Origin of the sequence: uncultured Pseudokineococcus sp., from assembly GCF_947499845.1 — a bacterium.
Lineage (GTDB): Bacteria > Actinomycetota > Actinomycetes > Actinomycetales > Quadrisphaeraceae > Pseudokineococcus.
Window position 1 is genome coordinate 46,728 of record NZ_CANMPM010000001.1, and the last position, 24,979, is coordinate 71,706.

A 24,979-nucleotide genomic window follows, 5' to 3' on the forward strand; every position below is an offset into this window, starting at 1 on the left:
CCGTCGGGGACGGGACCGTCGTGCCGGTCCGGGTGGCCGGGCTCGCGCCCGGCCACCCGGTCCTCGTGCAGGGCCGTCACGTCAGGCGCTGCCGTCCGCGCCGCCGTCGTGGTGGCCGGGGATCCCGGTCTCGCCGGCGCCCGCGTCCGCGGGGCCCTCGACCGCGTCCTCGGCGCCGCCGTCGGCACCCCCGTCGGCGCCGCCGTCGTGCTGGCCGGGCGTGCCGTCGCCCGCGCCGGAGTCCGCGGGACCCTCGGCGCCGCCGTCCGCGCCGCCGTCGTGCTGGCCGGGGACGCCCTCGCCCGCGCCGCTGTCCGCGGGGCCCTCGATGTCGTCAGAGCTCGTGCTCATGGCTCCTCCAAGGAGTCGGTGTCGTCGGTGCTTGGTGGTGCTGGGTGCTGCGGTCGAGCGGTGCGCCGGGCGCACCCCCCATCCCTACGACGCCCGGCGCCCGCCCGCCAGCCGGGTCCGGCCGTCGGGAGGCGCCGTCGGGCTCGAGCGGCGTCGGGGGAGGACCGGCATCAGTGCCCCCGGTCGACCCACTCCTGCAGGTGGGGCGCCTCGTCGCCGATCGTCGTGCCGTCGCCGTGGCCCGTGCGGACCTCCGTCTCCGGCGGGAGCGCGAGCAGCTGCTCCCGGATCGAGGTGATGATCGTCGGGAAGTCGCTGTAGGAGCGGCCCGTGGCCCCCGGCCCGCCGGCGAAGAGCGTGTCGCCGGTGAAGACGACGCCGAGCTCGGGCACGTGGAAGCACACCGAGCCGGGGGAGTGGCCCGGGGTGTGGAGGACGTGGACGTCGACCCCCGCGACGGTGATGACCTCGCCGTCGGCCAGCGCCCCGCTGGGGGCGCGGGTCGGGTGCGCCATCGACCACAGGCCCATGTCGCCGGGGTGCAGCAGGACGGGCGCGGCGAAGCGCTCGCCGAGGTCGGGGGCGACGGTGACGTGGTCGTCGTGGGCGTGGGTGCAGACGACGGCCACGACGCGGCGCGTGCCGACCGCCTCGGCGATGGGCGCGAGCGCGTGCGGGGCGTCGACGACGAGCACCTCCTCGTCGTCCCCGAGCAGCCACACGTTGTTGTCGACGTCCCACGTGCCGCCGTCGAGGCTGAAGGTGCCCGAGGTCGTGAGGTGCTCGACGCGCACGCCGCCGGAGCCGGAGGGGGCCATCAGAGCACCACGACCGAGCGCAGGACGTCGCCGCGCTGCATCTTCGCGAAGGCGTCCTCGACGTCGCCGATCCCGACCGTCTCGGAGACGAAGTCGGCGAGGGGGAAGCGGCCCTGCAGCGCCAGGTCGGCGAGCATCGGGAAGTCGCGGCTCGGCAGGCAGTCGCCGTACCAGGACGACTTCAGCGCGCCGCCGCGGCCGAAGACGTCGCCCATCGGCAGCTCGACGGTGTGCTGGGGGTTCGGCACCCCGACGAGGACGACGGTGCCGGCGAGGTCGCGGGCCTCGAAGGCCTGGCGGTAGGTCTCCGGGCGGCCCACGGCGTCGACGACGAGGTCGGCGCCCACGCCGCCGCAGATCTCCTGCACGCGGGCGACGACGTCCTCGGACCGGCTGTTCACGGTGTGCGTCGCGCCGAAGCCCTTCGCCCACTCGAGCTTGCGGTCCTCGACGTCGACCGCGACCACGGTCGTCGCCCCGGCGAGGCGGGCACCGGCGATCGCCGCGTCCCCGACGCCGCCGCAGCCGATGACGGCCACGGACTGCCCGCGGGTGACGCCGCCGGTGTTGACGGCCGCGCCGAAGCCGGCCATGACGCCGCAGCCGAGCAGGCCCGCCTGCTCGGCGGGCAGCCGCTCGTCGACCTTCGTGCACTGCCCGGCCGCGACGAGCGTCTTGCTCGCGAAGGCGCCGATGCCGAGCGCGGGCGACAGCGGGGTGCCGTCGGCCAGCGTCATCGGCGTGCTGGCGTTGCGGGTGTCGAAGCAGTACCAGGGCTTCCCGGCGGCGCAGGCGCGGCAGACGCCGCAGACGGCGCGCCAGTTGAGGACGACGTAGTCGCCGACCTCGAGCCCGACGACGCCCTCGCCGACGGCCGACACGCGCCCGGCGGCCTCGTGGCCGAGGAGGTAGGGGTAGTCGTCGCCGATGCCGCCGTCGCGGTAGTGCAGGTCGGTGTGGCAGACGCCGCACGCCTGGACGTCGACGACGGCGTCGCCCGGCCCCGGGTCGGGGACGACGACGTCCACGAGCTCGACGGGGGCCCCCTTCGCGCGGGAGACCACCCCCTGGACGGTGTGCGGCATTCCGATCTCCGATCCTGCGGCGGCGTGCGTGCGGCAGGGCCGGCGGTCAGCGCCGACCCCGAGGGGCCGACCCTAGCCAGCCGGGCGCTGCGGCGCCCGGTGCGGGCGAGAGGTGCGGGCGAGAGGTGCGGGGCCGAGTGGCGCGGGCCGAGTGGCCGGCCGAGCGGGCGGGCCGAGCGGGGCGGTGGCGCCGGTAGCCTCGCGGGGTGAGCCTGCGCCTGCACGACACCGCCTCCGGGGAGCTGCGCGAGCTCTCCCCCCTGGTGCCCGGTGAGGTCTCCGTCTACCTCTGCGGGGCCACGGTGCAGGCGCCCCCGCACATCGGCCACGTCCGGTCCGGCATCGCCTTCGACGTCCTCGCGCGCTGGCTCGAGGCCGGGCACGGCCTGCGGGTGGTCTTCATCCGCAACGTCACGGACGTCGACGACAAGATCCTCGACAAGTCCGCCGCGGCGGGCGTGCCCTGGTGGGCGTGGGCCTCGCGCCACGAGCAGGCCTTCACGCGGGCCTACGACGCCCTCGGCGTCCGTCGCCCGACGTACGAGCCGCGCGCCACGGGGCACGTCACCGAGATGCTCGAGATGGTCGACGAGATCGTGGCGGCCGGGCACGCCTACCCGGCGCCCGACGGCAGCGGCGACGTCTACTTCGACGTCCGCTCGTGGCCGGACTACGGGTCGCTGACGCACCAGTCGCTCGCGGACATGGAGCCGGCCGCCGACGCCGACCCGCGGGGGAAGCGGGACCCCCGCGACTTCGCGCTGTGGAAGGGTGCCAAGGAGGGCGAGGCGGCCAGCTGGCCCTCGCGCTGGGGCCGCGGCCGCCCGGGCTGGCACCTCGAGTGCTCGGCGATGGCCCGGCGCTACCTGGGCCGGGCCTTCGACGTCCACGCCGGCGGCCTCGACCTGCGCTTCCCGCACCACGAGAACGAGCAGGCCCAGTCCCGCGCCGCGGGCGACGCCTTCGCCACGACCTGGCTCCACAACGGCTGGGTCACCGTGGGCGGGGAGAAGATGAGCAAGTCGCTCGGCAACTCCCTCGTCGTCGACGCGGTGCTCGCCTCGGGCGCGCGCCCGCTCGCGCTGCGGTACGCGCTGGGGACGGCGCACTACCGCTCGATGATCGAGTACTCGCCGGAGCACCTCGTCGAGGCCGGCCGGGCGCTGGAGCGCGTCGAGGGCTTCCTCCGCCGCGCCCGGCAGGCGCCGGGGGCGGCCGACGCGGCCTTCACCATGGAGTTCCCGGCGGCCTTCCGCACGGCGCTCGACGACGACCTCAACGTCCCGGCGGCCGTCGCGGTCGTCCACGAGACCGTGCGGGCGGGCAACACCGCGCTGGACGCCGGTGACGGCGCCGCCGCGCAGGCGGCGGCCCAGCGCGTCGTCGCGATGCTCGACGTCCTCGGGCTCAACCCCCTCGACCCGCAGTGGGACGCCGCCGCGGGCGCGTCGGGCCGGGCCGAGCAGGCGCTGGACCAGCTCGTCGCCGCGGAGCTCGTGCGCCGCCAGGCGGCGCGCGAGCAGCGCGACTTCGCGACGGCGGACGGCGTGCGCGACCGGCTCGCCGGGCTCGGCATCGCCGTGGAGGACACCCCCGACGGCGCCCGCTGGTCCTGGGCCGAGGACGCCTGAGGCCCCCGGGGACGAGGCCCGCGGCGCCGGGCCCGCGGCGCCGGACCCGCAGCACCGCACCGTCACCGTCAGCACTCGTCAGCACGTCACCCGAGCAGCACCCCGAGCAGTCAGGAGCACCAGTGGCCGGCAACAGCCAGCGGCGCGGCGCCGTGCGCCGCGCCGGGTCGAAGAAGGGCGCGGTCGTCGGCAGCGGCGGCCGCGGTCGCAAGGCCCTCGAGGGCCGCGGGCCCACGCCCAAGGCGGAGGACCGCGTCTACCACGTGGCCCACAAGCGGGCGCAGGCCGCGGCGGGGCGCGGCGGCTCGGCCGGGCGCCAGGCCGGTCAGTCGCGCCGCCGCGGCGGCGCGGGCTCGACCGAGGTCGTCGCGGGCCGCAACTCGGTCGTCGAGGCCCTCCGCGCCGGCATCCCCGCGACGGCGCTCTACGTGGCGGCGCGCACGGAGTCCGACGACCGCACCCGCGAGGCCATCAAGACGGCCGCCGACCGGGGCGTGCCGCTGCTCGAGGCCTCGCGGACCGACCTCGACCGGCTCACCGACGGGGCCGTCCACCAGGGGCTGGCCCTGCAGGTCCCCCCGTACCAGTACGCCGACGTCGACGACCTCCTCGAGGTCGCCGCGGGCAGCGACCGGCCCGCGCTCGTCGTCGCGCTGGACGGCATCACCGACCCCCGCAACCTCGGCGCCGTCCTCCGCTCGACGGCGGCCTTCGGCGGGCACGGCGTCCTGCTGCCCGAGCGCCGGTCGGCCGGGGTCACGGCCTCGGCGTGGAAGACGTCGGCCGGCGCGGCCGCCCGCGTGCCCGTGGCGCGCGTCGGCAACCTCGTGCGCGCGCTCGAGCAGCTGAAGGCGGCGGGCCTCTTCGTCGTCGGCCTCGACGCGGAGGGCGACGTCGTGCTGCCCGAGCTCGAGCTCGCCACCGGGCCCGTCGTCCTCGTCGTCGGGTCCGAGGGCAAGGGCCTCGGCCGCCTCGTGCGCGAGACCTGCGACCAGGTCGTCTCGATCCCCATGGGCGCGGAGACGGAGTCCCTCAACGCGGGCGTCGCCGCCGGCGTCGCGCTCTACGAGGTGGCGCGCCGCCGCGGCTGAGCCGCACCGCCGGGCCGGGGGTGGGACGCCGTCAGGGGCGGTGCCCCACCCCTGCGGTGCCCCACGAGCCCTACAGGCTCTCGACGGCGTCCAGCGGGCTCGTGTCCTGCCCGAGGAACGCCGCCTCGTCGCGGCGGTGCACGAGCACCCCGGCGACGTAGGCGCCCACGGCCTCGAGCAGCGGGACGTCGCGGCGCTGCTGCTCGCTCATGAACCACCGGTGCTCGAGCACCTCGTGGAAGACCTCGGCGGGCTCGAGCTTGCGGCGCAGGTCGCGCGGGACGGCGCGGACGACGGGCTCGAAGACCTGGCTCACCCACTCGTGGGCGACGATCTCCTCGTCCTCGTTCTGCTGGTCGCTCTCGGCGCCGTAGCGGTCGAGGTCGTTGAGGAGGCGTCGGGCCTGGTTCTCCTGCGCGTCGATGCCCGTGAGGCGCAGCAGGCGGCGGCTGTGGTGGCCGGCGTCCACGACCTTCGGCTGGATGCTCACCCGGGTGCCGTCGAGGTCGGTCGAGATGGACAGCTCGTCGACGTCGAAGCCCAGGTCGTTGAGGCGCTCGATGCGCGCCGCCACGCGCCAGCGGTCGCCGGCCTCGAAGGACTCCGTCTCGGTGAGCTCGGCCCACAGGGAGCGGTAGCGGCTCATGATGTGCTCGCTGATCGACAGCGGGTCGACGTCGATCTCGAGGAGCTCGCCGGCCTGCAGGTCCATGAGCTCGCCGGCGATGTTGACCCGCGCGACCTCGAGGTCGTACTCGCGCTGACCGGTCGAGAGCTCCTGGTGCAGCTCGCCCGTCTCGGCGTCGACGAGGTAGGCCGCGAAGGCGCCCGCGTCGCGCCGGAACAGCGTGTTGGAGAGGGAGACGTCGCCCCAGTAGAAGCCCGTGAGGTGCAGCCGCACGAGCAGCACGGCGAGGGCGTCGATGGCGCGCGTCGCGGTGTCGGGCCGCAGCACCTGGCTGAACAGCGCGCGGTAGGGCAGGGAGAACTGCAGGTGGCTCGTGACGAGCGCGGCCTCCAGCGGCTCGCCGTCGCGGCCCTCGCGGCCGGAGATGACGGCCACCGGGTGCACCGACGGCACGTCGAGGCGGCCGAGCATCCGCAGCATCTGGTACTCGCGCCGGGCGGTGCCCTCGGCGATCTCCTTGATGGCGATGACCTGGTCGGACATCCGCACGAAGCGCACGATGTGGCGCGAGATGCCCCGGGGGAGGGCCGCGATGCGGCTGGCCGGCCACTCCTCGAGCGGGAGCTCCCACGGGAGGTCGAGCAACGCCGGGTCGGGCGCCGCCGCGGTGATCTGCAGACCGGCCATGCTGGTGATCCTCCCACTGCCGGGGTCGGGACGAGGTGGCGCCGGGCGCGTGCGCGCCCGGGGGGCCCGCCCGACGGGGCGCGGGCCGGACGCGCCGGAGGGCCGGCCCGACGAGCGGACCGGCCCTCCTGCGCGTGCTCGCGCGTCTGCGCCGCGGGGCTCAGGCCTCGAGGCGGTGGCCGTCCGTGGCCGAGAAGAGGTGCACGTGGTCGGACTTGGGCGCCAGGTGGATCGTGGAGCCCTTCTCCGGGGGACGGCGGCCGTCGACGCGGGCGATGATCTCGCCCTCGGTGCCGTCGAGGCGCGCGCGGCCGTAGATGTAGGCGTCGGCGCCGAGCTCCTCGACGACGTCGACCTCGACCTGCAGGCCGTGCTCGGAGATGTCGAGGTCCTCGGGGCGGACGCCCACGACGACCCGGCTGCCGGCCCCGGCGAGGAGCTCGCGGGGCACGGGGTAGGTGTAGTCGCCGAAGGCGACGCCGCCGTCGGTGACGGGCACCTCGACGAGGTTCATGGCCGGGGAGCCGATGAAGCCCGCGACGAAGACGTTCTTCGGGCGGTCGTACATCTCGCGCGGCGTGGCGACCTGCTGGAGCAGGCCGTCCTTGAGGACGGCGACGCGGTCACCCATCGTCATGGCCTCGACCTGGTCGTGCGTGACGTAGACCGTGGTGACGCCGAGGCGGCGCTGCAGCTGCGCGATCTGCGTGCGGGTCTGGACGCGGAGCTTGGCGTCGAGGTTCGACAGCGGCTCGTCCATGAGGAAGACCTGCGGCTGGCGCACGATCGCGCGGCCCATGGCGACGCGCTGGCGCTGGCCGCCGGAGAGGGCCTTCGGCTTGCGGTCGAGGTACTGGGTGAGGTCGAGGATCTTGGCGGCCTCCTCGACGCGGGTGCGGATCTCGCCCTTGTTGACGCCGGCGATCTTCAGGGCGAAGCCCATGTTGTCGGCGACCGTCATGTGCGGGTACAGCGCGTAGTTCTGGAACACCATCGCGATGTCCCGGTCCTTCGGCTGGACGTCGGTGACGTCGCGGTCGCCGATCATGATGCGGCCCGCGTTGATGTCCTCCAGGCCGGCGAGCATGCGCAGCGAGGTGGACTTGCCGCAGCCCGAGGGGCCGACGAGGACGAGGAACTCGCCGTCCTCGATGTGCAGGTCCAGCGCGTCGACGGCCGGCTTGTCGCCGCCCGGGTAGATGCGCGAGGCCTTGTCGTAGGTGACCGTTGCCATGGTGTGTCCTCCCACCGGCAGGTACGTGCCGGACGATCCGTCGTAGGGGTGGCGGCGGTCGAGGGGGGAGCCCTCGGTGCCGGGCGTGCGACTGCGGTGCGGGCGTGCGGCTCTGCTCCGAGCGCGCGACCGCGGCCGACCGGGGCGCGGCCTCTGCCTCGAGGCCGCTCACCGGGCGGGCGCAGCGTCGTGCCGTGCCCCTGGGGGACGGCGACGTCGCCGTGCGGGCACATCATGCACCACCGCGGCGCCCCCGGGGCCGCCGCGGGCGGGTCGGGACCCGTGCGGGGGCGGGGAGCGCCGCGGTGCGGGGCGCGGGCTACAGGACCGGCGTGCCCCCGGTGACGGCGATGCGCGCGCCCGAGACGTAGCTCGCCTCGTCGCTCGCGAGCATGACGTAGACGGGGGCCAGCTCGGCGGGCTGGCCGGGGCGGCCGAGCGGCGTCTGCCCGCCGAAGGACTCGACGGCCTCGACCGGCATCGTCGAGGGGATGAGCGGCGTCCACACCGGCCCGGGCGCGACGCTGTTGACGCGGACGCCCCGCGCGCCCAGGGACTGCGCGAGGCCGGCCGACATGTTGGCGATCGCCGCCTTGGTCGCCGAGTAGGCGAGCAGCGAGGGCGGCGGCTGGTCGGAGTTGACCGACGAGCTGGTGATGATCGAGGCGCCGGGGCCCAGGTGCGGCACCGCCGCCTTGGTGAGGTGGAAGAGGGCGCTGAGGTTGACCGCGAGGGTGTGGTCCCACTCCTCGTCGGGGACGTCCTCGACGCTCTCGCGCGACATCTGGAAGGCCGCGTTGCTGACGAGGACGTCGAGGCGCCCGAGCTCTGCGACGGTCCGGGCCACGAGGTCGCGGCAGTGCTGCGGGTCCGCCAGGTCGCCGGGCAGCAGGAGCACCCGGCGGCCGGCCTCCTCGACCCAGCGGGCGGTCTCGCGGGCGTCGTCGTGCTCGTCGAGGTAGGAGACGGCGACGTCGGCGCCCTCCCGGGCGTACGCGAGGGCGACGGCGCGGCCGATGCCGCTGTCGGCGCCCGTGACGAGCGCGACCTTCCCCTCGAGGCGCCCGGAGCCGCGGTAGCTCTGCTCGCCGTGGTCGGGCTGCGGGTCGAGGGCGGCCGTCGACCCCGGGGGCGTCTGCTGCTGGGGGGGCTGGCTCACGGTGTCCTCCTGCGGACGGGCGGGGGCGGCGGCCGCGGGCTCGACCGGCCCTCCACCCTCGGGGGCGGGCCGTCCGCGCGCACGCCGGGCCCGCCCGCGTCGTCGGCGCGCTCGACCGGCGGGCGAGCGCCGCCGGCGCGAGGACGCGGATCAGGCCGAGCGCAGCGCCAGGACCCGCTCGAGGAGCAGGGCGACGTCCTCGGGCCCGCCGACGCGGTGGCGCGCCGCCGTGCCGCCGTCGCCGACCTTGACGCCCACGTCGCCGTCGAGCAGCACCGCGAAGGCGTGCTCGTCGGTGACGTCGTCGCCCGCGTAGAGCACGGCCGTGGCGCCGAGGTCCTCGCGCAGCGCCGCCAGCGAGCGGCCCTTGTCGACGTCGAGGACGGCGAGCTCGACGACGTCCTTGCCGCGGAGAACCGTGACGCCGGGGAGGCGCCCCGGGCCGTCGACGAGGGCCTGCTGGGCGGCCGAGGCGGTGGCGACGTCCGCGGTCCGGGTGTGCAGCACGGCGCCCGCGGGCTTGACCTCGAGGTCGGTGCCGGGGTGGTCGGCCACCACGTCGATGGCCCGCGCCACGACGTCGCCGAGGAGGGCCTCCTGCCACGCGTCGAGGGGGGCGCTCGGCTCCTCGTCGCCGGGCATGCGCACCTCCGCGCCGTGGCTGCCGACGAGCGCCGCCGCGGCGGGCGGGGCGGCCAGCGGCACGAGGGAGGCGAGAGGGCGGCCGGAGACGAGGGCGAGGGCGACGGCGCGCTCGCCCTCCAGGGCGGCGAGCGCCGCCAGGGCGGCGGAGGAGCGCTCCAGCGGCCGGGCGGCGTCGCGGTCGTCGACGAGCGGCGCGAGGACGCCGTCGAAGTCGAGCGCCACGAGCGGCCGCGGCGAGGCCGCGAGGGCGGCGAGAGCCTCCTGGAGCCCGTCGTCGAGGCGCCCGGCCGCGCCGTCGTGGGCGGTCACGACCGGCTCCCGTGCTCGCCGGAGCCGCTCGTGCCGCCCTCGACCGCCTCGGCGCCGACGTCCGCCCCGACGTCCGGGCGCAGCGCCGCGAGGAAGTCGCGCGCCCACCGCTGGACGTCGTGCTCGAAGACGCGCCGCCGCAGGGACCGCATCCGCCGGCGCTGCTCGCGCGGGCCCATGACGACGGCCTGCACGACCGCCGACTTCAGGCCGTCGATGTCGTGGGGGTTGACGTGCAGGGCCTGGCCGAGCTCGTCGGCGGCCCCGGTGAACTCCGAGAGCACGAGGGCGCCCCGCTCGTCGTGGCGGGCGGCGACGTACTCCTTGGCGACGAGGTTCATGCCGTCGCGCAGGCTCGTGACGAGCATGACGTCGGCGACCTGGAACAGCGCCGCCATCTCCTCGCGCCCGTAGCTGTGGTGCAGGTACTGCACGACCTGGTGGCCGAGGGTGCCGTGGGCGCCGTTCACCCGGCCGACCTGCAGCTCGATGTCCTCGCGCAGGAGCCGGTACTGCTCGACGCGCTCGCGGCTGGGCGTCGCCACCTGGACGAGGATCGTCTCGTCGGCGCGCAGCAGCCCGTCGTCGAGGAGCTCGGCGAAGGCCTTGATGCGGTGGCCGATGCCCTTGGTGTAGTCGAGGCGGTCGACGCCCAGGACGACCGTGTCGGGGTCGCCGAGGTCGGCGCGGATCTGGCGGGCCCGCTCGCGGACCTCGGGGGAGCGCGCGAGCTCGTCCATGGCCGCGGCGTCGATGGAGATCGGGAAGGCGCGCGCGGTCACCTTGCGCCGCCCCCCGTCCGCGGCCGGCACCTCGACGGCCTGCTGGCGCGGGACGAGCTGCAGCGACCGGCGGCAGGCGCGGAGGAAGTTCTGCGCGTCGCCGGGCCGCTGGAAGCCGAGCAGGTCGGCGCCGAGGAGGCCCTCGAGGACCTGCCGGCGCCAGGGCAGCTGGGCGAAGATCTCGTAGGGCGGGAAGGGGATGTGGTTGAAGAAGCCGATGGACAGGTCCGGACGCGCCGCCCGGAGCATCGCCGGCACGAGCTGCAGCTGGTAGTCCTGCACCCACACGACGGCGCCCTCGGCCGCCACCTCGGCGGCCGCTGCCGCGAAGCGCTCGTTGACGGCGACGTAGTCCTCCCACCACTGCCGGTGGTACTCGGGGGCCACGATGACGTCGTGGTACAGCGGCCAGAGGGTGCCGTTGGAGAAGCCCTCGTAGAAGCCCTGCACCTCCTCCGCGGAGAGCGAGACCGGCACGAGGTGCATGCCGCCCCAGTCGAAGGGCTCGCTGACGGCGTCCTCGGCGTCGCCCGGGCTGCCGGGCCAGCCGACCCAGGCGCCCTCCTGGGACTGCATGACGGGCTCGAGCGCCGTCACGAGGCCGCCGGGCGAGCGCTTCCAGCGCGGCTGCCCGTCCTTGTCGGTGCCGTCCCGGTCCACGGCCAAGCGGTTGGCGACGACGACGACGTCGTACCCCTCGCCCTCCGCCGGCACCCGCGTCCGCTCCGCCGGGGTGGGCAGGTCCTGCGCGGCGGGCGCGGGCGTCTCCTCGGGCAGGCCCTGCGGCAGGCCGGCGCCGGCGGTCGCGGGCTCGTGCTCGTCCGTGTGCGTGCCGGGCACCGGGCGCCTCCTCGGGGTCGGTCGGCGCAGAGGGCGCCGGGGCGGGGCGCGGCGCGGCCGGCCCCCTGCGACCCGAACGTAGTGGCGACCACGGCGGGGCCGCACGCCGCGGCGAGCCCCTCGGCGGCGTCCGGCGGCGGCCCGGGGCTCGGCCGGGACGCCGTACCGTGGCGGACGGCGAGGGCGTGGCGACCACCGGTCGCGGACGGAGCGGGAGGGCGCGTGGAGCAGCGGGGTCCGGGGGCGCGCCCCGGCGCAGGAGGACCCCCGGTCGGGCGGCGCCTGGGGCCCTACCGCCTGGTGCACCAGGTCGGCGAGGGCGGCATGGGCGTCGTCCACCTGGCCCTGGACCCCGCCGACCGGGCCGTGGCCCTCAAGGTGCTGCGGCCGCACGTCGCCGGCGACCCGTCGGCCCGCGAGCGGCTGCGGCGCGAGGTCGCCGTCCTGCGCCGGGTGCGCCACCGTCTCGTCGCGGAGGTCCTCGACGCCGACCCCGACGGGCCGCAGCCGTACGTCGTCACCCAGTTCGTCCCCGGGCGCAGCCTCGAGCAGCACGTGCAGGAGGAGGGGCCGCTCGCCCCGGCCGCCCTGGCCCGCCTCGCCGACGGCCTCGGGCAGGCGCTCGCCGCCGTGCACGACGCGGGCGTCGTCCACCGCGACCTCAAGCCCGCCAACGTCCTCATGCTCGACGGGGACCCGGTCGTCATCGACTTCGGCATCGCCAAGGTCGCCGACGACGTGCGGCTGACCAGCGTGGACCTCGTCATGGGCACGCCGGGCTACCTCGCCCCCGAGCTGGCGGACGGCGCCGAGGCCGGCCCCGCCGCGGACTGGTGGGGGTGGGCGGCGACGACGGCCTTCGCCGCGACGGGGCGCCCGCCGTTCGGGCGCGGCCCTTGGCCCGTCGTCCTCGACCGGGTGCGGCGGGGCGCCGCGGACCTCGACGGCGTCCCCGAGCCGCTCGTGCCCGCGCTGGCCGCCGCGCTCTCCCCGCGCGTGGAGGAGCGGCCGCGCGAGGGCTGGCTGCGCCGCGCCGTGGAGGAGCTGGCGGAGGCCGCCCGCCGCGGGGACCCCGGCGGGGCGGGGCCCTCGGCGGGGGACGCGGCGGCCACCTCGGCCCTCGTGGGCCTGGCCGGTGGCGCGCCCCTCGCCGCGGCCGACCCGGGCGCCGGTGCCGCGTCGGGGGCCGACCCCGACGACGACCCCGACGAGGCAGCGCCCGCGGGCGGCGCCCGCGGCGTCGACCCCCGCTCGGCGGCCACGACGGCCGTGCCCGCCCCGCCGCCCGTCGGCGAGGAGGAGGGGCCCTGGGACGAGGACGACGAGGAGCTCGTCGCGCAGGACGACGTCAGCACGACGGCCCTCCCGGCCGCGGGTCCGGGCTCCGCCGGCACGCCGCGGGGGAGCGGGGAGGCGGACGACCGCACCGCGGCGATGAGCGCGCGCGCGACGAGCGCGCTGCCCCGCTCGAGCACCGCGGAGCCGGCCCCGGTGGGGCGTCCCGACCCCTGGGGCCCGGGTCCCGTGGGAGCGGGCCGGACCGGGGCGGCCCCCTACCGGTCGGCCCCCGACGAGCCGGCCCGCTACGAGGCGGCCCGGACCCGTGAGGCCTGGGGCGAGGCGCCCTGGACCGGGGCGGACCGGCCCCCGGCGGTGCGGGCACCGGCTGACGACCCGTGGGCGTCGCCCGCGGCGTGGCCGCCCGACCGCGGCCCGGGTGCCGGGCACGGGAGGGCGCACGACCACGGGTACGAGCGGTCGTACGACTGGGGGCACGACCGGTCGTACGACCGGGGGCACGACCGGGGCTACGACGGGGCGGGCGCCCCCGCCTCCCTGCCGCCGCTGGGCGAGCCGCCGGTCCGGCTCCCTGACCGACCGGGCCTGCGGGCCGCCTGGGCCGCGGCGCTCGTCGCCGTCACGGCGCTCCTGCCGGCCGTGGGCGTCCTCGTCGCCGCTGTCGTCGTCGTCGTGGCGAGGGTGGTCGAGCGCAGCCAGCGCTGGGTGTCCCGGCGGCGCGAGCTCGTCGGGCCCCGGCGCGGCGACGTCCCGCTGGCGGTCCTGCGCTCGCCCCTGCCGCTGCTCGGCGCGCTGGTGCCCGCGGCGGCGCAGCTGGTGCTCCCCCTCGCCGTGGCCGCCGCCGTCGTCTTCCTCGCCGGGGTGCTCCTCGAGGGGGCCGCCGTGGTCCCGGGCGACCCGGTGACCCTGGCCGCCGGGGCGACGGCGGGTGTCGTCACCGCCTGGTGGGGGCCCGGCGGCGGGCGCCTGCGGCGGGGCGCCGGCCTCGTGAGCCGGGCCGCGCCGACGGGTGCGGGCGGCGCCGTGCTCGTCGTCCTCGGCCTGCTCGTCGTCGTGGCGGGCGCCTGGCTCGCCGTCGGCGGGGCGGCGCCCGACTGGGGGCCGCTGCCCTCGCCGCCCCCCGGCTTCTGACGACGCCAGCTTCTGACGACGCGGGGCCTCGCCCGCTCGCCGTCCTCGGGTGCCCGCTCCGCGGGTGGCGTCCCCGGCGACGACGGGCCCGGGGTGGCCGTCGCGGGCGGCGACGTAGCCTCGCCCCGTGCTCCTCCGCCCGTCCGCGCGCCGCGCGCGGCTCCTCGTCGTGGCCGCGCTGCTCGCCGGGCCCACGGCCGCGGCCGCCGCCCCCGCGAGCGCCGCGCCCTCTGCCGTGACCGCCGCGTCCTCCTCGTCGCTCCCGGCGGCCGCGCCGTCCGCCACCGCCCCGTCCGCCACCGCGCCGTCCGGCACCGCGTCGGACCCGTCGGTGCAGCGCGTCGTCCGCGACGAGACGGGCACGGGGATCGTCGTGCCGCTGCTCGGGACCGTCGCCGTGGTGCTGCTCCTCGTCGCGGCGGCGGCCGTGAGCGCCGTCCTGCGGCGCCGGTCCGAGGAACGTCGGCTCTAGCCCGACCGTCCTCACCGGGGGGAGGCCCCGCCGGCCCGCCCCGACCGGTCCGTGCGACCGACCGCCCGACGCCACCGACCGACCGCAGCACCGCCCGCAGGAGGCACCGCATGAGCCCCGATCCCCGCAAGCCGACGAAGGCGGAGCGCCAGAGCGACGCGCGCGCCCGGTCCCGCGCCATGCGCGAGCAGCGGGAGCGCGCGGAGAAGCGGCGCCGCGCGGCGCTGGTAACCATCGCGGGGCTCGTCGCGGCGGCCGTCGTGGCCGTCGTCGTCGTCGCCATCGCCTCGGGCGGGGAGGACGACGCCCCCCAGGCCGTCCCGGCCTCCTTCTCGGAGTCCGGCGGCTACACCACGGGCGACGCGGACGCGCCCGTCTCGGTGAGCATCTACCAGGACTACCAGTGCCCGTTCTGCGCCCAGTTCGAGGCCGCGAACAGCGACTTCATCGAGCAGGCGCGCGAGGCCGGCGACATCTCCGTGACCTACTACCCCCTCGACCTGCTGCGCCGCCTCGGCGACTACTCGGCCCGCGCGGCCAGCGCAGCGGTGTGCGTGGCCGAGGAGGCGCCCGAGCAGTTCGGCGCCTTCAACGACGCCCTCTACGAGAACCAGCCCCAGGAGGGCGCCGGCGGGCTGACGGACCGGCAGATCGCGGCCGTCGCGTCGGACGCCGGGGTGCCGGACGACGTCGACGCCTGCATCACGAGCGGTCGCTACACGGACTGGGTGAGCCAGGTGACCGACGACCGCGACGAGCGCGTGCAGGGGACCCCGACGGTCCTCGTCGACGACCAGGTGCTCCCGAACCCCGACCAGTTCCAGGCGGCCGTGGAGCAGGCCCTGGCCGGCGGGGGCGCCACCGGCGGCGCCACCGACGGCGCTACCGCGGGGACCGCCACCTCCTGACGCGAGCGGGCCGCTCGCGCGGCGACCGGGGAGCGGGGGTCGGGGCATACGCCCCGGCCCCCGCTCGTTCGCCACGACGACCGTCCGAGCCGCTGCACCACGGGAGGACCCCATGCGCGCCGTCCAGCACCGCACCTTCGGAGACCCGGCCGACGCCCTCGAGGTCGTCGACGTCGACGAGCCCCACGCCGGGCCGGGCGCCGTCCGCGTCGTCGTCGGCGCGGCGGGCGTCAACCCGGTCGACTGGAAGGCCGTCCGCGGCGCCATGGCGGGCGCCTCCCCGGGCGACCCCGTGCCGGGAGGCGCGAGGACGCCCGGCATGGACGTGGCGGGCGTCGTCGACGAGGTCGGCGACGGCGTCGGCGACGTCGCGGTGGGCGACCGCGTCGTCGGCTGGGCCGCGTCCGGCGCGCTGGCCGAGCACGCCGTCCTCGAGGACTTCGCCCGGCTGCCCGAGGCCGTGGCGACGGAGCAGGCCGCCACGCTGCCGGTGCCGGGGGAGACGGCGCTGCGCGTGCTCGAGCTGCTCGACGTCGGCGAGGGCCAGACCCTGCTCGTCGACGGCGGGTCCGGCGCCGTCGGCATCGCCACCACGCAGATCGCCCTGTCCCGCGGGCTGACCGTCGTCGCGACGGCGTCGGAGGCCAACCAGGACTTCCTGCGGCAGCTCGGGGCCGTCCCCACCACGTACGGCGAGGGCCTCGTCGAGCGCGTGCGGGCCCTCGCGCCCGAGGGCGTCGACGCCGCGCTCGACGCCGCCGGCAAGGGGTCGGCCCGCGACCTCGTCGAGCTGGTGGGCGACCCGGGGCGCGTCGTCACCATCGCCGACTTCTCCGCCGGCGACCTCGGCGTCGTCGTCAGCACGGGCGACGACCAGCGCGCGCGCCGGCTCCGCGAGGTCGTCGACCTCGCGGCGCAGGGCGTCGTGCTCGTGCCGGTGGCCCGCACCTACCCGCTGGAGGACGCCGTCGCCGCCTACGAGGAGAGCGCCGGCGGCCACGTGCGCGGCAAGCTCCTGGTCACTCCCCGCTGACAGCGGTCGACCACCTGGTGCGCCGACGGGCGCGGCCCTGAGGGGCCGCGCCCGTCGGCGTCTCCCCTGATCGATGACGGACCCGGACGCCGAGGGCTCTCTTGACATCGATGTCACAGGAGAGTTGGCTCACTTCGCCCGCTTCGTCCTCGGAGCCGGCCCTGCTGGTCATCGACGCCCAGGGAGATCCGCCGTGCTGAACGCCCGCCGCCCCGCCCTGCTCACCGCCGCCGCCGCGCTGGTGGCGGGCCTCCTCGTCGCGCCGGGCGCCTCGGCCGTACCGGCGCCACCGCCACCGGACGAGGGGTCGCTCACCGACCTCGTCAACCCGTTCATCGGGACCCAGGACGAGGGAAACACCTTCCCCGGGGCGTCCCTGCCGTTCGGGATGGTTCAGCTGTCGCCGGACGACGGGCACACCACGGGGTACGACTACACGCGCGACCGCATCCGCGGCTTCAGCGCGACGCACATCTCGGGCGTCGGGTGCGGCCTGGGCGGTGACCTCCCCGTGCTGCCCACGACCGGCGAGGTGACCTCGACGGACTACGCGCAGTACGCGCTGCCCTTCTCGCACGACGGCGAGAGCGCCTCGCCCGGCTACTACACCGTGCCGCTCGAGGCGCCCGCGGGGACGATCACGGCGGAGCTGACGGCGACGACGCGCACCGGCGTCTCGCGCTACACCTTCCCGGAGACGGACGAGGCGACGGTCCTCGTCAACGCCGGCCAGGCGCTGCACCGGGTCGAGTCCAGCGACGTGCGGGTCGTGGGGGACCGCACGATCGAGACGACCGTCGTCGGCAGCGGCTTCTGCCAGGGCACCCGTCCGTACACGATGCACTTCACCACCACCTTCGACCGCCCCTTCGTCGAGGTGGGCACCTGGTCGGGCGACGAGGTCACCGCGGGCAGCACCGCGACGTCGGGCACCGACCGCCAGGGCGCCTACGTGCGCTTCGACGCCCGCGAGGACCGCACCGTCGAGCAGACGACAGCGCTGTCGTGGGTCGACGCCGACGGCGCGCGCGCCAACCTCGCGGCCGAGGGCGGCCGGAGCTTCGACGAGGTCCGCGCCGCGGCCGACGCGACGTGGGAGCAGCGCCTGGGCCAGGTGCGCGCCGAGGGCGGGACCCCCGAGCAGCGCCGGACCTTCTACTCGTCGCTCTACCGCTCCCTGCTGACGCCGAGCGTCGCCACCGACGTCGACGGCCGCTACACGGGCTGGGACCAGCAGGTCCACGAGGCCGACGGCTTCACCTACTACCAGACCTTCTCGCTGTGGGACACCTACCGGACCCAGCAGCAGCTGCTCTCCCTGCTGGCCCCGCAGGAGTCGCGGGACATGGCGCTGTCCCTCCTCGTGGTGGAGGACCAGGGCGGCTGGCTGCCGCGGTGGGCGTACGCCACGGTCGAGACGAACATCATGACCGGGGACCCGGTGACGCCCTTCCTCGTCTCCGCCTGGCGCCAGGGCCTGCTCGCGGGCCACGAGGAGGAGGCCTACGAGGCCCTGCTCGAGAACGCCGACGGCGTGCCGCCGGCCAGCAGCCAGTACAACGGCCGCGCGGGCAACGAGCACTACCTCGAGCACGGCTACGTGCCGCACGAGCCGCAGCTCTCGGGGAAGCCGGGCGACTACGACCTCCAGCACGGCGCCTCGGCGACCCTCGAGTACGCGCTCGCCGACGCGACGCTCTCGACGATGGCCGCCGCGCTCGGCCACGACGACGACGCCCGCCGGCTCGCCCTGCGGGGGCAGAGCTTCCGGAACCTCTTCGACCCGCGCACCGGATCGTTCCGCGCCCGGGACGCCCAGGGCCTCTTCGTCGGCCCGGAGGACCCGGCGGACGCCGTCGGCTTCCACGAGGGCACGTCGTCGCAGTACACGTGGCTGGTCCAGCAGGACCTCCAGCAGCTCGTCGACCTCCTCGGCGGCGAGGACGCCGCGAACGCCCGGCTGGACGGCTTCTTCGCCTACGACCAGCTGCTCGAGGACCCCGAGCGCACCGCCCGTGAGGTGTGGGTCAACAGCGCCTACGACTACTACGGGTTCAGCACCTACAACCCCCAGAACGAGCCCGACCTCCACGCGCCGTACGTCTACGGCTGGACGGGCCAGCCGTGGAAGACGACCGACGTCGTCCACGCCGCGCTGACCCTCTTCACCGACGGCCCGCAGGGCATCACGGGCAACGACGACCTCGGGACGATGTCGTCGTGGCAGGTCCTGTCCGCCATGGGCATCTACCCCTCGGTGCCCGGCACCGAGGTGTGGTCGCTGTCGACGCCGGTCTTCGACCGGGTGACCCTCACCCTCGACCCGCAGTGGTACCCGGAGGGCTCCTTCACCATCACCGCGCCCGGCACGTCGGAGACCGACCGCTACGTGCAGTCCGTGCGCGTCGGCGGCCGCACCTCGCCGCGCACGTGGATCACGGGCGACGACATCCGCGCCGGCCGCGACGTGGCGTTCCAGGTGGGCCCCGAGCCCTCGCGCTGGGGCACCGACGTCGACCTGGCCCCCGAGCCGCTCGTCGACGGTCGCGTGCGCCGCAGCGACCTCGCGGCCGGCCTCGTGCCCGGGCGCACCGACCTCCTCGGCAGCGACGAGGACCAGGTCGTCGACCTCACGGCGACGCTCGTCGTCACCGACCCGGGCCGCCCGACGGTGCGCCTCGACCTGACGGCCGACGAGCCGCTGCGGGCCGAGCTCGACCGCGACGTCCTGCGGGTCCGCTCCGCGGGGCTGCCGACGACGCAGGAGCTGCCGCTGCAGGTCGTCGTGCCGGCTGGGACGGCGCCGGGCTCCTACGACGTGCGCCTCTCCGCGCGCGACCGCGCCGGCGACGTCGTCGAGCGGACCGCCGTCGTCACGGTGGTCCCGCGCTGCGGCGAGCCGGGCGGGTCGTGCCCGGTGGACCTGTCGGGCGCCTACGACGTCGACGGCGTCGCGACGTCGGACGCCCGCGCCGAGGGCGACTTCGACGGCGGCGGCTGGAGCTTCCCCGCCGAGGAGCTGCCCGCCCCCGGGGAGCGGCTCGTGGGCGGCCGCACCTACGTCCTGCCCGAGACGTCCGGCACGGCACCGAACTTCGTCGCCGCCCGCGGCCAGGAGATCGCGTTCGAGCCGAGCTCGTACGCCGCCCTCGACGTCCTGCTCTCGGCCCACAACGGCGACTTCGCCGGCGACGCCGTCGTCACCTACGCCGACGGGTCGACGTCGACGGCGCGCCTCACCGCCACCGACTGGGCCGCGAGCGGCCCGCGACTGGGCGAGGAGACGGCGCTCACGGCGCAGGGGCGGTACTACCGCGACGGAGGTGGGGACGGCCTCACGGTGCACGTGTGGCACGACGTCCTGGCCGTGGACCCGGCCCGCGAGGCCGTGTCGCTGCGGCTGCCCGACGAGAGCCGCCTCAAGGTCATGGCGATCAGCGCCCGCACGCCCGCGGCCGCCGGGGAGCCCGTGGACCCGGCGGCGGACGCGCAGGAGGCGTACGCGGCGATGCAGGAGCACCTGCTCGCGGGCGACCGGTCGGGCCTGTACGCCGAGCGCGTGCCGGCGCGCGCCGGTGACCGCCCGTACTCCTTCGAGTGGCCGTTCTCCCAGGCGCACGTCGCGGCGCTCGACCTCACCGGGCTGCCGGGGGAGGCCGGCGAGGCGTACGCCGACGACCTCGCGCGGCACGGGGAGGCGCAGGAGCTCTACTGGGACGCCTCCGGCAGCGCGACGGGACTGCCCGGCTACGACTCATACCCGCACGCCCCGTATGGCGACGGCGGGGACCTCTTCTACGACGACAACCTCTGGGTCGGTCTCGCGATGGTGCAGCAGCACCTCATGACCGGCGACGAGGCGGCGCTGGAGCGGGCGCAGCAGGTCTTCGAGCTCGCCGTCTCGGGCTGGGACGACGACCCGACGCACGCGGCGCCGGGCGGCGTGTTCTGGACGCAGCAGGCCGGGAACCGCGACCGGAACACCGTCTCGACGATGCCGGCGGCCCAGCTGGCGGTGCGGCTGCACATGATCACCGGGGAGCAGCGCTACCTGGACTGGGCGCTGCGGATGGCCGGGTGGACCGACGAGCACCTGCTGGGGGCCGACGGGCTGTACGCGGACCACCTGTCCCTCGACGGGACGGTCGAGCAGACCCGGTGGGCCTACAACCAGGGCGTCCCCGTGGGCACCTACGCCCTCCTCTTCGAGGCGACGGGGGAGCAGCGGTACCTCCAGCACGCGCAGGAGGTCGCCGAGGCCTCCTACCAGCACTACGTCGTCGAGGGGCGCCTGGACGACCAGCCCCGCGCCTTCGTCGCCATCTGGGCGAAGAACCTCCTGCTCCTCGAGGCGACGACGGGCGGCACCCGCTACCGCGACGCGGTCACCGCGTGGGCGCAGCGCCAGCACGACGGCGACCTCGACGCGTCGACCGGCCTGTACGCCGGCGACGACGGCACCACGGAGCTGCTGGACCAGGCCGCGGTCACCCAGGTGCTCGCCGTCCTGGCGTGGCCGCAGGAGCGGGTGCGGCTCCTGTACTGAGCCCGGCACCGCTGCCGACCCGGGCGCCGCCGCGTCCTGCCGCCCGCCCCCGCTCACGGGGGCGGGCGGTCGCGCGTCAGGACATGTGCAGGCCGCCGTTGACGTCGTACGTGGCGCCGGTGATGTTGCCCGCGTCCGGGCCGAGGAGGAAGGCCATGAGCGCGGCGACGTCGTCGACCGTGCCCACGCGCCCCACGAGGCCGGCGGCGGCCATGTCGGCGCGCCGCTCGTCGTCGAGGGGGCCGCCCATGATGTCGGTGTCGACGGGCCCGGGGCTCACGCAGTTGGCCGTCACGCCGAGGGGGCTCAGCTCGCGCGCGACCGCCCGCATGAGGCTGACGACGGCGCCCTTGGAGGCGCTGTAGGCGGACTTCGAGAAGGTGCCGCCGCCGCGCTGCGCGGACACCGAGGAGATCGACACGACGCGCCCCAGGCCGCGGTCGGCCATCCCGCGGCCGAACCGCTGGGTGGCGAGGAAGACGCCGCGGGCGTTGACCGCCATGACGCGGTCCCACTCCTGCGGCGTCGTGTCGAAGAAGGCCGTCGGGGAGCTGATCCCGGCGATGTTGGCCAGGCCGACGACGGGGGGCAGCTCGGCCTCGACGCGGGCGGCCGCGGCGTCCACCGAGGCGGGGTCGGAGACGTCGACGCCCACCCCGAGGGCGCGACCTCCCGCCTCGGCGATGCCGGCAGCGACGTCGGCGACGGCGCCCTCGTCGAGGTCCATGACGGCGACCGCCCAGCCCTCGCGCGCGAGGCGGGCGGCCAGGGCGCGGCCGATGCCGCGGGGCGAGCCCGCGCCCGTGACGACGGCGGTGCGCTGGTCGGGGAAGGGCGGGGTGCTCACGGGGGCCTCCTGCTGCTCGGTGCTGCGTCGTCGGGGTGCTGCGTCGTCGGGGTGCTGCGTCGTCGGGGGGCTGCGTCGTCGGCGTGCGGCGTCGCGGGGAGGCGCTGGCTGCGCCCCCGGGCGACGCCGGCGTCGTCCTGGGTGCCCCGGGCGGGTCTCTCGGGTGGCCCCGGGGTGCGGCAGACGGTAGGCATCGCGCACGCACCGGGCATCCCGGCGCACGGGCGGGCGCGACGGCGCACCCGCCGGGACGACGACGTCCACCACGAGGCCGCTCGTGGACCTGCAGCTGCTCCTCGCCCTCGTGCTCGGCATCGCGACGATCGTCGTGCTCGTCCTGCGGACGCGGCTCGACGCCTTCGTGGCGCTGCTCGTGGCCGCCCTCCTCACCGGCACCGTGGCCGGCTCGGCGCCCACGGACACCCTCGACTCGATCGTCGCCGGCTTCGGCAGCACGCTCGGGTCCATCGGGATCGTCATCGGCCTCGGCGTCGCGGTCGGCAAGATCCTCGAGGTCTCGGGCGCCGCGGACGCGCTCGCGAGGGCCTTCGTCCGCGCCCTCGGCCGCGGGCGCGAGCCCTGGGCCATGGGCGGCACCGGGGCCCTCGTCTCGATCCCCGTCTTCTGCGACTCCGGCTACGTGATCATGAACCCGCTGGCGCGCTCCATCGCCCGCCGCCGGCGGGGCGGCTACGTGACCCTGGCCCTCGCGCTCGGGTGCGGCATGACGCTGACCCACCACCTCGTGCCGCCGACGCCGGGGCCCCTCGCCGTCGCGGGGATCGTCGGCGCCGACCTCGGCGGCTTCATCCTCGTCGGCCTCGTCTTCACGCTCGTCCTGCTGCCCGTCGTCGTCGCGTACGCGCGGTGGGTCGGCCCGCGGCTCGAGGGCCGCGTGACCTCGGAGGTGCGCGAGGCCGTCTACGGACGGGCTGCCGGTGCCGGCGCGGGCGCGGGCGCGGGCGCCGCGGTGCTCGAGGAGGACGGGCCGAGGGGCGCGGCGAGCGACCGACGCGGGGGTGAGCGGGACGACGCGGCGGCGGAGGAGGACCCGGCCGCCGCGCTCGGCGAGCCGCCCGCCGGCGCCGGGCCGCACCGCGTGGGCACGCTGCGCGCCTTCCTGCCGCTGCTCGTGCCGCTGGCCCTCATCGTCGCCAACACCGTGGCCACCGCCGTCGACCGCAACGCGCAGGGCGTGCTCTCGGGCGACGAGGGGTACGACCCGTCCGGCCCGGTCGCGGTCCTCGCCTTCCTCGGCAACCCCGTGGTGGCGCTCATCATCGGCGTGGTCATCGCCGTCTACGGGCTGCTGCCGCGGTGGACGACGCGCGACCAGGTGAGCGGCTGGCTCGCCCGGGCCGCGGCCTCGGCCGGGCTCATCATCCTCATCACCGGCGCCGGCGGGGCGCTCGGCCAGGTGCTGCGCGACTCGGGCGTCGGCCAGGAGCTCGCGGACGCCGTCGCCTCCCTCGCCCTGCCCGGGGTGCTCGTGCCCTTCCTCATCGCGACGCTCGTCCGGCTGGCGCAGGGCTCCGGCACCGTCGCCATGATCACGGCGGCGTCCGTGTCGGCCCCGCTCGTGGACGACCTCGGGCTCGCGCCCCTGGCCGCCGCGCTCGCCTGCTGCGCGGGCTCGATGGTGCTCAGCTACTTCAACGACTCCTACTTCTGGGTCGTCACGCGCTTCACCGGCCTCGAGGGCACGGCGGCGCTGCAGGGGTGGTCCGGCATCACGACGGCGGTGTGGGCCGGCTCGATCCCTCTGGTGCTCGTCGCGGGCGCCGTCCTCTGAGCGACGGCGCCCGCCACGGCCCCGAGGCGGCTCACCAGCGGTAGTCGAGGAACTTGCCGTCGAAGGTGACGACGACGCGGTCGCCGTCCGGGTGCGCCCGCCGGGAGATGTCGACCTTGAAGTTGATGGCGCTCATGATGCCGTCGCCGAACTCCTCGTGGATCAGCTCCTTCAGCGCCGGGCCGTAGACGGCCAGCGCCTCGGAGAAGCGGTAGATCGTCGGGTCCTGCAGCAGCTCGGGGTCGATGCCGCGCGCCGGCTGCTGCTGCAGCGCCTCGGCCACGGCGTCCTCGAGCCCGAGGAGGGCGCAGGCGGTCTCGGCCTGCTCGGCGCTCATGGGGTGCTGCCCGAGCAGCGCCGCCGTCGTCCGCACCAGGGGGGCGTCGAGGGCCTGGGCGATGGCGGCCCAGGTGAGGCCCTGCCGCACGCGGGCGGTGCGCACGAGCGCCGCGGCGTCGCGCCGGCTCATGAGCGGGGTGGTGGTCGGGGCGGTCGTCGTCGTGGTCACGGGTGCTCCTGTCGTCGTCCGGGGAGGGGCGGTGGTCGTCGCGGCTGCAGGACGGGGCGCTGCTCAGCGGGTGCCGGCGGCAGCCGGGACCGGGGCCTCGCTCGTGGGCGCGGCGACGGCCGCCTTCGCGGCCTGGCCGGCCTCGGCGAGCTGCGCCTCGGCCCGCCCCCTCTCCGCCCGCTCCGCCTCGGCCACCTGCTGGGCGCGGCGGCTCGTGCGGGTGCGCCCGTGGGTGGCGTAGAGCGTCAGCCCGACGAAGGTGAGGCCGCCGACGAGGTTGCCGAGGACCGTGGGGATCTCGTTCCAGACGAGGTAGTCGCCGAGCGAGAAGTCGCCGCCGAGCAGCAGGCCGGAGGGGAACAGGAACATGTTGACGATCGAGTGCTCGAAGCCCATGTAGAAGAACAGCAGGATGGGCATCCACATCGCGATGACCTTGCCCGAGACGCTCGTCGACATCATGGCCGCGACGACGCCGGTGGAGACCATCCAGTTGCACAGCACCGCGCGGATGAAGAGCGTCAGCATCCCGGCGGCGCCGAACTCGGCGTAGCCGACGGTGCGCGCCTCGCCGATCTCCCCGAGCCGCTGGCCGACCTCGTTCGGCTCGACGGCGAAGCCCGTCGTGACGATGACGCCCATCATGAGCGCCACCGTCACGGCGCCCCCGAGGTTGCCGAGGAAGACGAGCCCCCAGTTCCGGAACATCGAGCGGACGGTGACGCCGCGGCGCTTGTCGAGGAGCGCCAGCGGGACGAGCGTGAAGACGCCGGTGAGCAGGTCGAAGCCCATGAGGTACAGCAGCGAGAAGCCCACGGGGAACAGCAGGGCCCCGATGATGGCCTGCCCCGTCTGGACCGTGACCGTGACGGCGAAGGCGGCCGCGAGGGCGAGGATCGCCCCGGCCATGTACGCGCGGATGAGGGTGTCCCGCGTGCTCATGAGGACCTTGGCGTGCCCGGCATCCACCATCTTGGTGACGAAGTCGGGCGGGCTGACGTAGGACATGGGGCCTCCTGGGGTCCGCGTGCGGGGGTCCGACGAGCGCGTGCCCCGACCATCGGGGCACGGCCCGCGCCCGTGGTTTCCGTCCCGTTACGCCCAGCGCTCCATGACCTCACGGCTGCCGGCGCGCGCTGAGAGGCGCTCGGAGGCCATGGCGCGACGACCGGTCGGGAGCGGG

At 76.4% G+C, this 24,979-nt stretch carries 19 protein-coding genes and 1 pseudogene; 9 read left to right on the forward strand and 11 right to left on the reverse strand.

Annotation, left to right across the window (positions count from 1 at the left end):
• Positions 1–81: 81 nt before the first annotated feature.
• The 3 genes from Q0789_RS00220 to Q0789_RS00230 all read right to left on the reverse strand — a co-directional run bounded on the left by Q0789_RS00220 (position 82) and on the right by Q0789_RS00230 (position 2,254).
• A complete protein-coding gene (locus Q0789_RS00220; protein ID WP_298801192.1) occupies positions 82–351 on the reverse strand; it encodes a hypothetical protein in 270 nt (89 codons plus the stop codon).
• A gap of 170 nt (positions 352–521) precedes the next feature.
• Complete coding sequence (locus Q0789_RS00225) at positions 522–1,169, reverse strand: MBL fold metallo-hydrolase (RefSeq protein WP_298801193.1); 648 nt, start codon at positions 1,167–1,169, stop codon at positions 522–524.
• Positions 1,169–2,254: an S-(hydroxymethyl)mycothiol dehydrogenase gene (locus Q0789_RS00230; RefSeq protein WP_363326037.1), complete on the reverse strand. Its 1,086-nt coding sequence runs from the start codon at positions 2,252–2,254 to the stop codon at positions 1,169–1,171. The genes Q0789_RS00225 and Q0789_RS00230 overlap by 1 nt, the downstream gene beginning before the upstream one ends.
• A gap of 206 nt (positions 2,255–2,460) precedes the next feature.
• Between Q0789_RS00230 and cysS the strand changes: the two genes are divergently transcribed.
• Both cysS and rlmB read left to right on the forward strand, forming a co-directional pair.
• Complete coding sequence (gene cysS, locus Q0789_RS00235) at positions 2,461–3,885, forward strand: cysteine--tRNA ligase (RefSeq protein ID WP_298801195.1); 1,425 nt, start codon at positions 2,461–2,463, stop codon at positions 3,883–3,885.
• A gap of 122 nt (positions 3,886–4,007) precedes the next feature.
• Positions 4,008–4,976, forward strand: a complete 969-nt coding sequence (gene rlmB / locus Q0789_RS00240; protein WP_298801196.1) for a 23S rRNA (guanosine(2251)-2'-O)-methyltransferase RlmB — start codon at positions 4,008–4,010, stop codon at positions 4,974–4,976.
• Between the two features lie 70 nt (positions 4,977–5,046).
• Here the strand turns inward: rlmB and Q0789_RS00245 are convergent, their stop codons facing one another.
• The 5 genes from Q0789_RS00245 to Q0789_RS00265 all read right to left on the reverse strand — a co-directional run bounded on the left by Q0789_RS00245 (position 5,047) and on the right by Q0789_RS00265 (position 11,134).
• On the reverse strand, positions 5,047–6,291 hold the full coding sequence (locus tag Q0789_RS00245; protein ID WP_171202693.1) for a DUF4032 domain-containing protein: 1,245 nt from the start codon (positions 6,289–6,291) through the stop codon (positions 5,047–5,049).
• 160 nt (positions 6,292–6,451) lie between these two features.
• Complete coding sequence (gene ugpC, locus Q0789_RS00250) at positions 6,452–7,525, reverse strand: ABC transporter ATP-binding protein (protein ID WP_298801197.1); 1,074 nt, start codon at positions 7,523–7,525, stop codon at positions 6,452–6,454.
• Between the two features lie 319 nt (positions 7,526–7,844).
• Positions 7,845–8,684 (reverse strand): SDR family oxidoreductase, encoded by an 840-nt coding sequence (locus Q0789_RS00255; protein ID WP_298801198.1) that lies wholly within the window; start codon positions 8,682–8,684, stop codon positions 7,845–7,847.
• A 150-nt stretch (positions 8,685–8,834) separates the two neighbouring features.
• Entirely contained in the window at positions 8,835–9,638 is an 804-nt protein-coding gene (otsB, locus tag Q0789_RS00260; RefSeq protein WP_298801199.1) for a trehalose-phosphatase, read from the reverse strand.
• A complete protein-coding gene (locus tag Q0789_RS00265) occupies positions 9,635–11,134 on the reverse strand; it encodes a trehalose-6-phosphate synthase (RefSeq protein WP_366917584.1) in 1,500 nt (499 codons plus the stop codon). The genes otsB and Q0789_RS00265 overlap by 4 nt, the downstream gene beginning before the upstream one ends.
• A 348-nt stretch (positions 11,135–11,482) precedes the next feature.
• Here Q0789_RS00265 and Q0789_RS00270 point away from each other — a divergent pair, with 348 nt between their 5' ends.
• The 6 genes and pseudogenes from Q0789_RS00270 (at position 11,483) to Q0789_RS16680 (ending at position 20,649) form a co-directional block, all read left to right on the forward strand.
• Positions 11,483–13,690, forward strand: a complete 2,208-nt coding sequence (locus Q0789_RS00270) for a serine/threonine-protein kinase (RefSeq protein WP_298801201.1) — start codon at positions 11,483–11,485, stop codon at positions 13,688–13,690.
• A 127-nt stretch (positions 13,691–13,817) separates the two neighbouring features.
• Complete coding sequence (locus tag Q0789_RS00275; protein ID WP_298801202.1) at positions 13,818–14,162, forward strand: hypothetical protein; 345 nt, start codon at positions 13,818–13,820, stop codon at positions 14,160–14,162.
• Positions 14,163–14,272: 110 nt separating this feature from the next.
• Entirely contained in the window at positions 14,273–15,070 is a 798-nt protein-coding gene (locus Q0789_RS00280; RefSeq protein WP_298801203.1) for a thioredoxin domain-containing protein, read from the forward strand.
• A 112-nt stretch (positions 15,071–15,182) separates the two neighbouring features.
• The gene (locus Q0789_RS00285) at positions 15,183–16,103 is read left to right on the forward strand and encodes an NADP-dependent oxidoreductase (protein ID WP_298801204.1); all 921 of its coding nucleotides are present in this window, start codon (positions 15,183–15,185) and stop codon (positions 16,101–16,103) included.
• Positions 16,104–16,296: 193 nt separating this feature from the next.
• A pseudogene (locus Q0789_RS16675) lies at positions 16,297–18,612 on the forward strand (GH92 family glycosyl hydrolase); the annotation flags it as partial.
• Positions 18,613–19,611: 999 nt separating this feature from the next.
• Positions 19,612–20,649 (forward strand): glycoside hydrolase family 76 protein, encoded by a 1,038-nt coding sequence (locus Q0789_RS16680; RefSeq protein WP_366917585.1) that lies wholly within the window; start codon positions 19,612–19,614, stop codon positions 20,647–20,649.
• Positions 20,650–20,725: 76 nt separating this feature from the next.
• Here Q0789_RS16680 and Q0789_RS00295 read toward each other — a convergent pair whose 3' ends face one another.
• On the reverse strand, positions 20,726–21,496 hold the full coding sequence (locus tag Q0789_RS00295; protein ID WP_298801206.1) for an SDR family oxidoreductase: 771 nt from the start codon (positions 21,494–21,496) through the stop codon (positions 20,726–20,728).
• Between the two features lie 277 nt (positions 21,497–21,773).
• Here Q0789_RS00295 and Q0789_RS00300 point away from each other — a divergent pair, with 277 nt between their 5' ends.
• Positions 21,774–23,288 carry a GntP family permease gene (locus tag Q0789_RS00300; protein WP_298801207.1) on the forward strand — a complete coding sequence of 505 codons (1,515 nt, stop codon included), beginning with the start codon at positions 21,774–21,776 and terminating at the stop codon, positions 23,286–23,288.
• A gap of 31 nt (positions 23,289–23,319) precedes the next feature.
• Here the strand turns inward: Q0789_RS00300 and cynS are convergent, their stop codons facing one another.
• Together cynS and Q0789_RS00310 are read right to left on the reverse strand one after the other, a co-directional pair.
• Positions 23,320–23,757: a cyanase gene (cynS, locus tag Q0789_RS00305; protein ID WP_366917586.1), complete on the reverse strand. Its 438-nt coding sequence runs from the start codon at positions 23,755–23,757 to the stop codon at positions 23,320–23,322.
• A gap of 102 nt (positions 23,758–23,859) precedes the next feature.
• Positions 23,860–24,804: a formate/nitrite transporter family protein gene (locus Q0789_RS00310; RefSeq protein ID WP_298801209.1), complete on the reverse strand. Its 945-nt coding sequence runs from the start codon at positions 24,802–24,804 to the stop codon at positions 23,860–23,862.
• Positions 24,805–24,979: the final 175 nt, after the last annotated feature.